The organism is Duncaniella sp. B8 (assembly GCF_005304985.1).
Lineage (GTDB): Bacteria > Bacteroidota > Bacteroidia > Bacteroidales > Muribaculaceae > Duncaniella > Duncaniella muris.
This window is the reverse complement of record NZ_CP040121.1, coordinates 311,849-325,968: the sequence shown is the minus strand read 5'-3', so window position 1 is coordinate 325,968 and position 14,120 is coordinate 311,849. Positions and strand designations below refer to the sequence as shown.

Annotated in this window: 12 protein-coding genes; 2 read left to right on the top strand and 10 right to left on the bottom strand. The window is 42.9% G+C overall.

From position 1 onward, the window contains the following. Positions 1–137: 137 nt before the first annotated feature. The 9 genes from FDZ78_RS01495 to FDZ78_RS01445 all read right to left on the bottom strand — a co-directional run bounded on the left by FDZ78_RS01495 (position 138) and on the right by FDZ78_RS01445 (position 9,215). A complete protein-coding gene (locus FDZ78_RS01495) occupies positions 138–1,259 on the bottom strand; it encodes a 6-bladed beta-propeller (protein ID WP_107031033.1) in 1,122 nt (373 codons plus the stop codon). A gap of 112 nt (positions 1,260–1,371) precedes the next feature. Next, positions 1,372–1,626, bottom strand: a complete 255-nt coding sequence (locus FDZ78_RS01490) for an NVEALA domain-containing protein (RefSeq protein WP_240597547.1) — start codon at positions 1,624–1,626, stop codon at positions 1,372–1,374. Positions 1,627–2,146: 520 nt separating this feature from the next. Beyond that, positions 2,147–3,142, bottom strand: coding sequence for a 6-bladed beta-propeller (locus FDZ78_RS01485; RefSeq protein ID WP_136408829.1), 996 nt, complete (start codon positions 3,140–3,142; stop codon positions 2,147–2,149). A 10-nt stretch (positions 3,143–3,152) separates the two neighbouring features. Next, entirely contained in the window at positions 3,153–3,572 is a 420-nt protein-coding gene (locus FDZ78_RS01480; protein ID WP_123398779.1) for a DUF1573 domain-containing protein, read from the bottom strand. A gap of 300 nt (positions 3,573–3,872) precedes the next feature. Next, entirely contained in the window at positions 3,873–4,103 is a 231-nt protein-coding gene (locus FDZ78_RS14925) for an NVEALA domain-containing protein (protein WP_136408830.1), read from the bottom strand. A 29-nt stretch (positions 4,104–4,132) separates the two neighbouring features. Beyond that, positions 4,133–5,005 carry a DUF1573 domain-containing protein gene (locus FDZ78_RS01470; protein ID WP_136408831.1) on the bottom strand — a complete coding sequence of 291 codons (873 nt, stop codon included), beginning with the start codon at positions 5,003–5,005 and terminating at the stop codon, positions 4,133–4,135. Positions 5,006–5,041: 36 nt separating this feature from the next. Next, positions 5,042–6,100 (bottom strand): 6-bladed beta-propeller, encoded by a 1,059-nt coding sequence (locus FDZ78_RS01465; protein ID WP_136408832.1) that lies wholly within the window; start codon positions 6,098–6,100, stop codon positions 5,042–5,044. A 957-nt stretch (positions 6,101–7,057) separates the two neighbouring features. After that, entirely contained in the window at positions 7,058–7,444 is a 387-nt protein-coding gene (locus FDZ78_RS01450; RefSeq protein WP_136408834.1) for a hypothetical protein, read from the bottom strand. Between the two features lie 148 nt (positions 7,445–7,592). Then, a complete protein-coding gene (locus FDZ78_RS01445; RefSeq protein ID WP_136408835.1) occupies positions 7,593–9,215 on the bottom strand; it encodes a tetratricopeptide repeat protein in 1,623 nt (540 codons plus the stop codon). 1,121 nt (positions 9,216–10,336) lie between these two features. Between FDZ78_RS01445 and FDZ78_RS01440 the strand changes: the two genes are divergently transcribed. Beyond that, a complete protein-coding gene (locus FDZ78_RS01440; RefSeq protein ID WP_123398774.1) occupies positions 10,337–10,942 on the top strand; it encodes a helix-turn-helix transcriptional regulator in 606 nt (201 codons plus the stop codon). Between the two features lie 168 nt (positions 10,943–11,110). Next, positions 11,111–13,090: an ABC-F family ATP-binding cassette domain-containing protein gene (locus FDZ78_RS01435; protein WP_107031025.1), complete on the top strand. Its 1,980-nt coding sequence runs from the start codon at positions 11,111–11,113 to the stop codon at positions 13,088–13,090. A gap of 145 nt (positions 13,091–13,235) precedes the next feature. Here the strand turns inward: FDZ78_RS01435 and FDZ78_RS01430 are convergent, their stop codons facing one another. Further along, the gene (locus tag FDZ78_RS01430) at positions 13,236–14,075 is read right to left on the bottom strand and encodes a S1 RNA-binding domain-containing protein (RefSeq protein ID WP_107031024.1); all 840 of its coding nucleotides are present in this window, start codon (positions 14,073–14,075) and stop codon (positions 13,236–13,238) included. Positions 14,076–14,120 lie beyond the last annotated feature (45 nt).

Sequence of the window (14,120 nt, the reverse complement as noted above, 5' to 3'; positions counted from 1 at the left end):
GACCACTGGAGCACCACCGTTGTTTACTGCATCTTGATTCTTACATGATTGAAGAATCAAGATGAAAATAAACATTACAACAGTCCGGATTGATATTGCTTTCATGGCCTATCTTTCTGTTGTGCCTGCCGGACAGTTTAATTCAAGGTGTTTAAAACCAATACACGAGCCCCAGATTTAAGAGAATCTTTTATCGAATCTGGAAGAGTCGCATAATCACGGCAACGATGTGCCAGCTCCTCATTCATAAGACTTACTACGACAGAGTCACCTACAGATGTCAGAGGCTCGATGATGTCATATACAGAAGAATTGCTTGTAAACTTACGGCTTCCACACATATTATTTACCGGATCACAAATAATTGTGTACTGCGAGCTCTCATCTTCCACCAGCCCTATCAATAGGCTGCCCGACAGGGGAAATGGCGTGTCTACAAGCCTCAGATAAGATTTGTCTTCTTCATTGCGCCGAAATGCCAGAAAATCTTTTTTTGCTATCTGAGATATTCCCTTTTCCATGAAATCAAAAATTATTCGGCCGGTTACATTGCCGTTTTTATCCATTTTTATTAAAGTATCTAACGGACTTCTGTAATATAATATACCATCAGAGGTTTCACGTAACACATTGTTTGTCGTACAACCACCTACATATCCGTCTTCATAATAGCAGAAAGAAGTCTGTATATGTCCTGATGGGTCAGTAATACAAAGGCTTGGTGATGCTTTCCCGTCAGGAGCGATATTGAATATGAAATTTCCATTCCGAAGGCGTTTGAAAGCATCCGCGAGAAACTTGAGCTTTGATTCACTGATGAATGTACCATCGTGGGAATAACGGATTACTTTTCGGTTATTTGTATCCAATACATATACACCAGTTGAATCCACATCCATATCCCATGGAAAAACGTATTCTCCAGGCCCATTGCCCTGTCTCCCGTAGCTTCCCATCGGTGATCCATCGGAGGTAAATGACACGAGTTTCCGAGCCGAACTTCTGTCGAGAATATAGTAATTCCCATTGAAAAACCTCACTTTATCTATATCCATAAACATCGTTTCATCATCCTCTTTCAAAATTACGAATGAAGCATGATGATCACGATATAAGCCGTCATAAGAATCCTTGCACATATCTATATTAATAACGGACTGTGGCACATCTGTGTCTCGTGCATTATTATCCTTTGAGCATGACAATACGCATCCGATAAAACATGTCGTAAATAATATTCTAATGAATAAATGGTTCATTTCGGAAGTTTATTTATTAAATTGGGGAATGATTCATATCAAATAATATTACTTAAGTATTATTGAGCGTGCTGAAACCGAAAGGCTATACCGACTTCTTCATCCAAACATGTTAATAACAATCTGTACCTGAGCATGGATGAGAGTTTATACAGCGACACACCATCCTATGACCGCCGCCATAGCATCTTTTTTCTTCTGCTGGCCCCGTATTGCTGTAGCCTGACGTATCTTCCTGACTTGAAAGAGCCTCAACATTTGCAAGCGCCAAAGCACCCAGCTGTTGATTCGGTGATTGATTGTAATAGCCGATGATTCCGCTTACAGCGGCAATAACCACGGTTGTGGCGAGCATGTTTTTTTTCATGATTATGAATGTTTTAATTAAAATATTATTGAATAAATGTTTATGTAACTTGCTATTCTTTCAACTTATACTTTAACAAATACAAGGCTTCATCTTCAACCTGTTTAAATATGCTGTCAATGTCTGCAACATGATTCAGCAGCAACTTCGATCTTGTTGCCAGAACCTCCTTCTTCACTATTGCATAAGCATATTCTTCATCAGTTTCTTCTATATACGTGAATAGATATTTTGTATCAGCGACAGATGTTTTATTAGATTATAATGTCATTGCCTGTCAAAGCATTCTTGAGCTTCCACTTCATTATCAGCAGGTTTATATCTTCCGTGATATCAGATGCAAGCTGCTTTTTTCATGCGTCAATTCCTTATTGCCGGAATAAATATTGACCACTGGAGCACCACCGTTGTTTACTGCACCTTGATTCTTACATGACTGAAGAATCAAGGTGCGAATAAACACGATGAGTGGTAGGGTTGATTTTTTATTCACTCATATTAATTAGCCTTACTTATCATCCTATAGGATATCATCCAGCTCGATATACCCAAACTGAATGTTTTCGTCGTTGAATATGCAGAACAGCCTGTTTGACGCTTGGTTATATGCCATGTCTGTTATGTTTTTTCCGACAATTAGCGTTTTGACATAACTGCCGTCATGCTTGTACACTCTGATCCTGTCGGCACTGTAGGCATTTTCCCCCTCCCGCCCTGAATAGGAGGCCAGAATATAATGCGGTATCACTTCTATCTCTCTGAAAAACACTTTGTCTTTCATTACCTCAGATGAGTAATCCGGTCCTTCAGTTTTATGAAGCAATTCACCTTTAAAATTATATATGTTCAGAATATCATTATTGGTAGCGCCCTCGGCAATAATGCTGTCGGCTAATGAGATACCAAATAATGACTTCAGCCCGGCCATACGCTCCGGATCGGAAATTTCTGTTAATTCGCCCGTTGTTATGTTATATTTGCAAAGGCCCTGGGAATATCCTCTGCTTTTGGGATCCATAGTGATTGACCTTGCAAAACCGATTGAATCATTGACATGGACATAGCGGTCTGGAAATTGCCGATTATTGAAATCAGCCTTTATCGAAGGACTATAATCGGCTTTAACCAATGCACTGTCGATGTCATAGGTGGCAATTTTCAATTGTCCATAATCGAATATGGAAATAGATTTTCCGCTATTGTCAATAAAAACAGCTCCAGGAACCGTTATTTCATCCGGTCCGGGGCCGAATTGTGCTATTTGCCCTTTGACTTTCAGCGAAGGAAGATCAATGATTGTCAGAATCTTGTCCTTGGCATGTCCATCCACAACAACAATCATGGAGCCAAATGAGTATATGCCGGCTCCATTACCTACCGAAATTGTATCAAGTTCAAATGGAATCACATTTTGTGATATGTCCACATCCTTATCAAGAGAGTTATCTCCTGAATGCCCGCAAGATACGGCAAGCACGGGCAATACTATCAGCAAAATCTTATTAAAAAATCTCATTTTTTCAACATCATTTTACAACATTACCTTCAATTACAGCAATAGTAGGTTTCTTCACCCCTTTATAATACACCTTTATCGTACCACGGAATTTCCCTATAGGAGCTTTAAATTTAAGATATCCTTCAAGACTGATCTTCCATTCCGGCATCATCCACGGTCGTGAAGTTGCAAATTTCATTCCCGGATCAGAAACTACAAGTTTTTCAATTTCCAGTTTCCGGTTAGATTGATTATGCAGGGCACAGCCGGTCTCCACCTTCTCTCCGACATGGACTGTCCCGATGTCTATTTTTGTTATCTTGACAGCCGGGAAACCACGCAATAAAGACACTTTTACACTGTCGGCTATTATCTCGGATTCTGCTTTAGCCGTATATACAGCGAACTGCGACATAAAAAACAATGTAATAAAAATAACACGTCTCATAACTTTGAAATATATTTTATTAAGTAGCTTTGGAAAAATTAATTTATACTATATGCGGGATTTATTCAGAGGCCGGAATCGAGGGCTGAAGAGGGAGTTTATAGATATAAACGACCGATGAAGAGCTTAATTCCGGCCGGAATAAAACCGCAGAGAGGATGAAAGATCATCCGTAGAAGCTACTTATGTACATTATATCGTTTAATTTTGAAAAGTTACTTATGTTATTTGTTTCATGGTTGACGATCGAATGGATGGAATAAGTGTGAGATTCACCTATTCCATCCATCAGAAACGTTTTTAGCATATCCGATCATTCGGCAACCAATTATATGGGCCAGAACAGCATCCATCTCCACCAGGGGCACAACATCTATCCCAATCGACTATAATCTCGCTGTTTGACAACGCTTCAACATTTGTGAGAGTCAATGCATTGTTCAATACTGGATTCTGAGACTGATGAAAAAAGCCATAGCACGAACTTATGGCTGCTAAGACTACGAATGAGGCTAAAAAGATCTTTTTCATGAGTAAATCTTTATAAAATTGAATAAAATTTAATTGATGACAGATCCTGAGACTTCCAGTACTGTCGGGTTTTCAAATCCGTGATAATATATGTACACATTCCGCCTGAATATGCCGGTAATAGAATCTTCATGGAATTTAATCTGGATCGGCAAAGTATCATTTGGAGGGATGACGCTATCTGAAATAATAGCTTCCGTGCAATGACATGATGAAATGACATCTCTGACAAACACGGTGTCCATACTTTCATTCTCAAGCGCATAATTGACAGTTAAAACTTCTCCCAATCTGACTTCTCCGATTTCTTTTTTTGAATCATCAACAGTAATCATCTGAGTCCCGCCTTCATTGAAAGTTTTTCTTCCTGAAATAATGGCTCGGTATAATTCTGCAATACCTACATTGTAAGCGGGGTTGCCAATAGCTACAACATGATTGTTTCGATCCAAGAGGAAAGTACGGAGCATAATGTCATCAGGAAACTGATTAAGTTTCTGCAAAGAGTCGTTTACATCATTAACAACTTGATAAGGATAATCATCGCGTTGGATAAGATAGGTCAATTCGCGGTTGTCTTTTGCATTAGCGACAAATACAGCATTGAAATCCCTCTCTCCGGCAATCGAGTCCAACGAACCGAAAAACTCTTTCCAAATCGGTAATTTCATCTTGCAACCGGTGCAACCGGTACTGTCAACATATGTGAGAATCGTAAAATCTGCATCTGACAGATCAATTGTATCTCCTGTAATAACATCTGTCATTACATCAGGAAACACTATCTCCCGTCCCTGCCACTCGGATACAAGCCTGGCATAAGCATCTGTTTCAGATGCACAAGACCATAAGGTAATGCTTGCAAGAAACATCAATATTATCTGTATGACTGATTTCTTCATGGCTTAACAAATGTGTGTCAGAACGACCAAATTAATCTAATCAATTTTCAGTATTTCTATACTGTCGTCACTTCTATTCATATATAGATTGGACTCTTCTACATATAACGGATTGTAATACTCCTGCTGTGAATCGACAAAAGAGCGGGATGTATGGTCTATTTTATCATATACCGTAATGTACAGTTTCTTGTTAAAATTTGCTCCAACCACAAGCCATCTATCGCTTTCAGCGACTCCTTTGATGTGAATCGGGAAGTTTATGAATTTCTTGGCCCAGTCATTCCCCTGATATTGAGTCGCGATTTTCTCAATCGAAGGCCACTTACCCATGAAGTCAAGTTCATACATCATAATGGCGCGACCGTCACTGAGGGCATATATATATGGCTCTATTGATGGTATATATCGCAGTTCTCCATTTGTAAGCTGTACCATATTCATAAGTGGAACAGTAGTCATGCCCTTAAGGTGTTCCGGTACTGTTAAGACGGTTATGGGTTTGCTTTTCTCATCTTTTTTCCATATAAGCTTCTCATTACCGTATTTTTGATTGGAAAAATCCATCCAGATTCCTCCGTTTGAATCTTTAATCGCAGCCTTCACATCCATAGATAGATTTATTCCCTGCTTAAACCTGCCGTCTTTGCTGAAGCTGATGAGTTTCTTAGCCGAGAAATCAAAAACATTTATTTCAGAATCTGTTACTGCAAGACTCATGGGCGAAACTATATCTTCAGGTCCCGTGCCATTGTCACAATATGCGAATAACTGTGAGCCGTCTTTAAGATACGCATAAAGACCCGGATTCTTTGCAGGATCAACTACAAATATCGTATCTCCTTTGACTGCAATCTGCTGGATTCCACCCGGTATGTTTTCAGTCTCCTCATCAAACGTAATGATACCATTTTTTTTAAGATCGGTCGAGATTTCGCATGCATTGTCAAAATCAAATTTTACAGAATAAGGGACTGTGTCTGATTTCAAGGATGTAGCATTTTCATTTCCTGCTCCCTGGTAGTTATTCTTACATCCTGCCATGAGTATAGACATGACAAGCAGAATGAAATGTGAAAATTTTACCTTTTCCATATAATGAAGTGATTTAAACTAATTTCAAATCGTTAAAATTGATACCAAACATTTTCGTCCTGCATTGAATGAGTATGGTATCATCGCAAATGTATGTCCTAATACGAGAAACGCAGAACACAAAGAAAATTATTTCTTTGAAGAGGAACTTTATAAAGAACTGTTCGTAATCGAACGTACCAATGCATGGATGGATGGCTTTCGCTCCTTCTCACTAGATTTGATACAACAATTTCCAATTGGAAGGGCTGGAGTTATCTCGTATTCGCAGTGATATGGCTTAATAAAACTCACAAATCACAAAAGTTTAAATGAGTTCAATGTGTTTTCGTGGCATGAACATGTTCATGCCACGAATGATTGGAGTTAATCACTGAGTATTTAGCCACAACATTCTTCTGAACCGTTACCGGCACAATTACATCCCCATCCCCAAGAATATTCTATAGGCGTGACGTACTTGTATCCGCTCTCGGTGCGAGACAATGCTTCAATGTTGGCTAGCGTAGTTGCGCTCAGTAGTCTTCTGCTGTCTTCGGAATGGTAGAAGTATACGCCTGAAACTGTAGTTATGGCCACGAAGACAAGGTGAAAAACAATCTTCTTCATTGTTTGTTTTTTTGGTTAATTAAGTTTATGAGGAGAGAATGGTTATTGTATTATGTTACCAGAAACGTTTATCACTGTAGGGTATTCGAAATCCTCCAAGTAGACATGGATAGTCCGTTCGAACTCTCCGTAGATGGTGTCGCCGGTGAAAGACAATATCGCTAATACTATCTCCCGTCCCTGCCACTCGGATACAAGCCTGGCATAAGCATCTGTTTCAGATGCACAAGACCATAAGGTAATGCTTGCAAGAAACATCAATATTATCTGGATGACTGACTTCTTCATGGCTTAACAGTTGGGTTTTAGCGTAAATAAGCGGTCAATTGTTTCTCTGAATTTATGATTCTATTTTCCGGGCAACTCAATATATCCTATATATTGGTACGACTCGGTTATAAATCTAAGCTGATAAAGACCACTGACATCACATAGTAATCCGACAAAATCGGGTTCATCTATATATTGAGCCACAAGTGCTGTTCCATCAGAATCCCAGATCTCATAAGATATGATTTCTGAAGTCAATGTGGTCTGGACTGTGCCTGATGTTAAATCTATGGTACATATTATAGGCATAGATCTTCGCCCTTTGTGGTCTGGATTGCATATCTCCGGATCTGAAGAAATAACGGACTGTTCCAATGTCAAGGTGATACAATTGTTGGCTGCAGCCAGATCCATTGCAAAGAGAAGGATGATGGCCAATGTGATTGATTTAAGGAGTCGGTTCATAAACTAATTTTTTGTTTGCAAATTTATCGCTTATGTCAGAAAGAGTTGCAACATATCAGTACGGAAAAAGTACGGAAATATACTTTAGTACGGGGATTCGTACAATTTCCGTACCGGGCAAATCTCAATTTATCGGAAGTCATGAGGCTCATAAATAGCATATTATGGAATCAAGCAACTTGATGCTTTGGCCTGGGCCAAATATTTTGCAGCATAGAGAAGACCGACGTGAAGAAATTGTGCTTTTTGTGCGGTTCAGCAAGATGGCCATATTTGATGGGGAAATCCCATAGCGGATCAATAATGCTATCTGAAAGTCGGCGTTTGACATTTTGCAATTGGTAAGAGTGGCCAGACGCGCTTTAAAGTCGGGGGAATCTTTTTCAACAGCCATCGCCAGTTCATCCCACAAATCATCAGAATCCGGTATGGATTTCTGTTTCTGTATGACTTCCTCCAGCCGGCGAAATGCCTCAGAACAGAGTACTCCCTGCCTGACTGAAAATGCGGAGCTATCGGCATTTTCCATCGCCTCAAACTCATGCAAGATCTGCCGGCGCAGAAATTCGGTCTCTGAGCAGGCTGAAGTCCGGGAGGTCATTGGCTCGAAAGACTTGCTATTGTCAGCCTGATTGTATCTCAATGTCTTTATAGTATTCAAGGTTTTCTGAAGATGCAAAATCTGCCTTAGATTACGCGTTCTGAGATAAAGCAGTCCTATAATAACAAAAGCAGCCAGTGCTGATATGGTGTAGACAAGAATATACATTCTGTTTCTGGCCGTTTCAGCTTTCTCTTTATCGCGCACATGGAGCTGATAGTTATAAAGAGAATTCTGGATGAGCGTTTCACTGGCATCATGTTGGGCGAGGTATTTCTCAATTGTCTGTTTATACAGTGGCAGATAAAAACGGAGTGTGTCTTCGGGCACTACGCTTTTAAGTTCCGGCGCAAACATGATTTTGAATCCTATCCGGCTATTGTCATTTCCCGCCAGAACCAGTTCCCTGGCGTAGATATAGGCACTGTCAGGCACTCCGGCGTCTCTGTATATCTGTGCGGCGACTGCGAGTGCATAGCATCTGCGCAATGGGTCTACCCTGTCCGGTAAACCTCTGATAACATATAAGGCTGAATCTATTTTATTTTCCTGATACAGCAGTAAGGCTAAATCTATTTTCATATCGGCCTGTTCGATTGCAGGCAATGCTTCGGAGTATTTCATGGCCTCGGCATTGCATCGTCGGGCAGATGGCAGATCGTTGACATGAGCAAAGCACTGGTATAGATGACTGTAGTCATAAGCCACCCCGAAAGTGTCATCGAGCAGTTTGCCTGCTTCAATTGCTTTTTCTAAATATGGTATAGCCTGTAGTGGCAGCCTTATATTGCGTAGCAGCCGGCCTGTCTGGCTTAAAGCAGCAGCCTTTAATTCCAAATTATCCATATTCTCCGGAATGACATCAAGCGCCGACTGGAAATATCGAAGAGCCGTCGGGTAATCGCCAAGATCGGAGTAAACACGACCGCCATAATAGAGAGCCAAGGGATATAATCGGTCATCCTTGTGTGAAGAATAGTAATCCATCACATCAAGCACAAGGCTGTCTGAAGTATGGGTGATGTAGGCTTTGTCACGAGATTTGATTGACAGAAGATCGGCCAGATGGCGGTCGGCCTCAGTCAGAGAACTCCGGTCGATGCTGTCGAGGATCACGATTGCCTTTTCAGGCGAATCGGATATCATCTTCTCGATATAGTCAAAATCCACCGCATTGCCCCTATGGCTACAGGCAATGAACAAAATGGAGAGAGCAGATATTAAGAGTGTTTTTATCATTAAAAGAGCTATCAGAGCGCAAATTTATTGAAATTACTCCGAAAATTCAAAAAATCAGTAAGCAACATTGCTGAAGTTTGTTAAAATCTTCAATGCTCAAAGTTACTTATTACAAAATACTCACACACTGTACCATCGGAAGCCCAAGACAGAGGTGTATAAGGAGCAAAGTGGGAAACCCGGACAAATAATAGGGATGAGAATTCAATATTTCGAGGCTGAATCGTAATCCGGCGCAAATATCGCTTTGTTGAGAAGTGTTATCAATAGATAACGCGGTATAATAAATGTATTGGGAATATAAAAAGCAAATATCATTGATTAATTATCGTTAATCAGTATGTATTTTCATATTTGTGACTTGTTATAACAATGAGCATCAGATGGATGCCGTCAATTTTTGAAAATCTGTTCTTAGATCAAGTATTTTGAGTTTACAAACTTAAATATACACTATTCTAAATTGCAAATGCAAGTTTGCAATCCAAACGTAAAATTCTCATTTGCATTGTCGCTCTTTGTATTTACATTTATTATGATTTATGACATCTCAATTTCAATTTTCAAATCGCAAATTCAATCCATTTACATTCTTGAATTTATATTTACATCATCTGTTTTTGCAATCCTAATTCATATTTGCTATCTGTCCGAATTTCAAATCTACGCATCACAATTGCAAATTATAAAGCATTAACATTCAGAATAACTAATTAATTATCACCTATATTATAAAAATAATCCAAATCAAAGCTTTAATATATCACGCCATCCCACAGCCACTTACAGGCCATTACTAAATTCAAATCCATATACACATATAACTCCCCGATTATATAGAATTTTACAGCTTAACCCTAAACCATTGCTTCAAATCTTGCATTTACAATAGCAAACTCGCCATAAGGTAATTGACTTTACAATTGATAATCCACACCAATCTAATTTCAATTCTCAAATTTTAGAGTTTTCATTCTTAAATTTGCATATTCAAAATTATATAATTACATTTGCAATCGCATTACAATTCAAAATTCTAAAGAATTTGCATTATGGACCTCGTTTCAAGACTCAAACACTATCTCGACAGCCGTCAGATCAGCATAACCCAGTTTGCAGATGAATGCGGAATCCCTCGCCCCACTGGCAGCCAGCTACTTGCCGGACGCAACAAGAAGGTGAGCGACGAAATCATCAGCAAAATCCACAGCGCCTACCCCGATCTAAACATCGTATGGCTGATGTTTGGCGAGGGAAATATGGTGACGAACGGAAATATTGAAATCTCAGAGCCTCAAAACAGCCGGCCCTCAACACCAGAGCATCAGCAAACGCCAGTCACACAGCAAATTGACTTCGGCTTAGACTTCGATGACACCCCAATGCAAAATTCTTCAGAAAAATCAGCAGCAACGCCATCTGCGCCGGAGGCCAACACAACATTCACATTTGCCACTCCGGTTGAACCGGCCGAACCGCCAACCCGACCATCAGCAGGATTCCCCTCCTCATCTGCCGTGACCGACTCCAACGATGACTCCATCACGCTAACAACCGGAAAAGGCAAACGAGTCACAGGCATTGTGGTTTATTACGACGACTGCACTTACGAATCCTTCATTCCTGATCCGGCCCACGGCCACCCTTTCATGCGGTAGCCCCCCAGACTTCCTCCACCACCACCAACCCGGCCTCACACTCCACTCCATCGGCATCGCCCCATGCTCCCCTACAAAACTCTTGGCAGTCTGCGGGATTCTGAGTAATTTTGCAATCCGAAAAACAAAATCACTCAAAACCCATCCATCATACTCCCGCAATCCGCTATGAGCATTTCAATCAACAGCCTCTCGGTCGAATTCAGCGCAAAATCACTCTTTGACAACATATCCTATATAATAAACCCCAAAGACCGCATAGCCCTTGTCGGCAAAAACGGAGCCGGCAAATCGACAATGCTCAAAATCATAGCCGGACTGCAGAAACCGACATCAGGCAACGTGGCCATGCCACGCGACACAACAGTAGGCTACCTTCCGCAACACATCAACGTCAGCGACACCTCCTCCGTCATTGACGAAGTCCGCAGCGCCTTCAGCCACGTCGACAAAATGCGGGCACGCCTCGATGAAATCAACAACGAACTTCTCACCCGCACCGACTACGAATCTGACGCCTACCAGGAGCTCATCGAGACAATGACCTCGCTGACCGACCGCCTCGCCATTGAAGAAAGCGAAAACTTCGAAGCCGAAATCGAAAAGACACTCATCGGCCTCGGCTTCCTTCGCAGCGACTTTCAGCGCCCCACGTCAGAATTTTCAGGCGGGTGGCGCATGCGCATCGAACTCGCCAAGATTCTCCTCGCCCGCCCCGACGTACTCCTGCTTGACGAACCCACCAACCACCTCGACATCGAGTCGATCCAGTGGCTCGAAAATTTCCTCATCACAAAAGCCAAAGCCGTGGTGCTCGTCAGCCACGACCGCGCTTTCATCGACAACGTCACCAACCGCACAATTGAAATTTCACTCGGCAAAATCTACGACTATTCCGTCAACTACTCCAAATATCTCGTCCTGCGGCAGGAGCGCCTCGATCAGCAGATGCGCGCCTATCAGAACCAGCAGAAAATGATTCAGGACACCGAAGACTTCATTGAACGCTTCCGCTACAAAGCCACCAAGAGCGTCCAGGTTCAGAGCCGCATCAAACAGCTTGCCAAAATCGAGCGCATCGAAGTAGACGAAGTAGACACCTCCCGCCTCAACCTCAAGTTTCCTCCCGCTCCACGATCCGGTGACTATCCCGTCATCGCCGACAACGTTGGCAAAGCCTATGGCAACCATCAGGTTTTTGACCACGCCACTTTCACCATAAAGCGCGGCGAGAAAGTAGCCTTCGTAGGCAAAAACGGCGAAGGCAAATCAACCCTTGTCAAATGTATCATGGGCGAGATACCGTTTACCGGAAACCTCAAAATCGGCCACAACGTAAAGATCGGCTACTTCGCCCAGAACCAGGCCACGCTGCTTGACGGAGAAATCACCGTGTTCGACACTATCGACCGCGTGGCCGTCGGCGATATCCGCACCAGGATCCGCGACATCCTCGGCGCCTTCATGTTCGGAGGCGAAGCTTCCGACAAGAAAGTCAAAGTCCTTTCCGGCGGTGAAAAGACACGACTGGCCATGATCCGTCTCCTGCTTGAGCCCGTCAATCTGCTGATCCTCGATGAGCCCACCAATCACCTCGACATGAAAACCAAGGACATTCTCAAGCAGGCTATCAAAGACTTCAACGGAACAGTCATCGTAGTCAGCCACGACCGCGAATTCCTTGACGGCCTTGTTGAGAAAGTCTATGAATTCGGCGGCGGTCAGGTCCGCGAATGCCTCGGCGGCATCTACGAATTCCTCGAAAAGAAAAAACTCGCATCACTCGCCGAGCTCGAACGCAACACCATCCGCCCCGTCGCCGACAAAACTCCGGCAGCTTCCAAGCCCAAAGAAGCCGATACCTCCAGTGATGCGCCGGCATCAACCGCCCCAGCTCAGCGCAAGCTCAGCTACGCCGAACAGCGCGAACACGAAAAGCTCGTCCGCAAAGCCCGCAAAAAAGTCGAAGAAGCCGAAGCCGAAATCTCGCGCCTTGAACAGGAAGTAGCCGACATCGAGTCCGCCATCTCCGCAGGCAACCCGCCGGCCGACATCTACGACCGCCACGCCACAGCCACCAAGCAACTCGAAAACGCCATGTCACTCTGGGAACTCGCCTCAATGGAACTCGAAGAAATCTCACGCTAATACAAAAGCGCACCAAAGCACAGAAAGAACACCAAGAAAAAGCAAGAGGAGCCCGCTTTTCATTAAGCAGACTCCTCTTGTCTTTTCTTTCCCGGACATTCCCCTTATGCAGAGTAATGCCCGAATGTTTTTTACACTGAAGAAATCACGCCTTGACCAGCCTGATACCGCCGTCAGCTATCACAATCCGGCGCTCACGATAGAGATGGCCTATCGCCTTCTTGAAATCCTTCTTTGAACACTGAAACGTAGCTCTGACAGTTTCCGGAGCCGCCGAATCTGAAATAGGCAGAAAACCATCAGGTTCATTGGCCAGCCGTCCCAGTATCCGCTCCATAAGAGCATCGACACGGCCGTCATTGCCGCCACTCAGCACAAGGTCAATCTTACCGTCATCTCTCACCTGCTTCACATATGCCGTGATAGCCTCTCCGATTTCCAGCGGAGCAAAAAGTTCGTTTTCATAGATCATACCGTGAAACAGGTCATCGACAATCGCCTTATACCCCAGATCGGTCCGCTTGTAGACCAGCGCCTTCACCCGGCCGCCGAGCTTATAGCGCGGATAGGTATTGCCAAGAAACTTGTCAATCTTCGCCGAAGCCACAACTCTTTTCGTGGCATCATCAAGATAAACATAAACCAACACCACCATTCCGCGCGACAGCTTTACCGTCTGTTCGCGGAATGGCACAAGCAGATCTTTCATGATACCCCAGTCCAGGAAAGCACCGGTCTGATTGACATCGTTCACCTGCAGATAGGCAAACTCTCCCACCTGAGCAAACGGATGTTCCGTAGTGCAGATAGGCCTACCCTCGGAATCCTTATACACAAACACCTCTATATCATCGCCAGGCTGAAGCGGGTTGACGATATAGCGCGAGGGCAACAGCACCTCATTTCCGTCGGCATCCTGAAGATAGGCACCGAAATCAACATTGCGGGCCACCCGCAGAGTGTTATATTTTCCGATCTTGAGCATATGGAGTATTATTTTGTGCAAATTTAACCATTTTTTCACGAATTA

Excerpts from the sequence above, each read along its gene's own strand:
- FDZ78_RS01485 (WP_136408829.1), bottom strand. The coding sequence starts at position 3,142 with ATGAGATTTTTTAATAAGATTTTGCTGATAGTATTGCCCGTGCTTGCC.
- FDZ78_RS01490 (WP_240597547.1), bottom strand. The coding sequence starts at position 1,626 with ATGAAAAAAAACATGCTCGCCACAACCGTGGTTATTGCCGCTGTAAGC.
- FDZ78_RS14925 (WP_136408830.1), bottom strand. The coding sequence starts at position 4,103 with ATGAAAAAGATCTTTTTAGCCTCATTCGTAGTCTTAGCAGCCATAAGT.
- FDZ78_RS01435 (WP_107031025.1), top strand. The coding sequence starts at position 11,111 with ATGAGCATTTCAATCAACAGCCTCTCGGTCGAATTCAGCGCAAAATCA.
- FDZ78_RS01495 (WP_107031033.1), bottom strand. The coding sequence starts at position 1,259 with ATGAACCATTTATTCATTAGAATATTATTTACGACATGTTTTATCGGA.
- FDZ78_RS01440 (WP_123398774.1), top strand. The coding sequence starts at position 10,337 with ATGGACCTCGTTTCAAGACTCAAACACTATCTCGACAGCCGTCAGATC.
- FDZ78_RS01430 (WP_107031024.1), bottom strand. The coding sequence starts at position 14,075 with ATGCTCAAGATCGGAAAATATAACACTCTGCGGGTGGCCCGCAATGTT.
- FDZ78_RS01465 (WP_136408832.1), bottom strand. The coding sequence starts at position 6,100 with ATGGAAAAGGTAAAATTTTCACATTTCATTCTGCTTGTCATGTCTATA.
- FDZ78_RS01480 (WP_123398779.1), bottom strand. The coding sequence starts at position 3,572 with ATGAGACGTGTTATTTTTATTACATTGTTTTTTATGTCGCAGTTCGCT.
- FDZ78_RS01470 (WP_136408831.1), bottom strand. The coding sequence starts at position 5,005 with ATGAAGAAATCAGTCATACAGATAATATTGATGTTTCTTGCAAGCATT.
- FDZ78_RS01450 (WP_136408834.1), bottom strand. The coding sequence starts at position 7,444 with ATGAACCGACTCCTTAAATCAATCACATTGGCCATCATCCTTCTCTTT.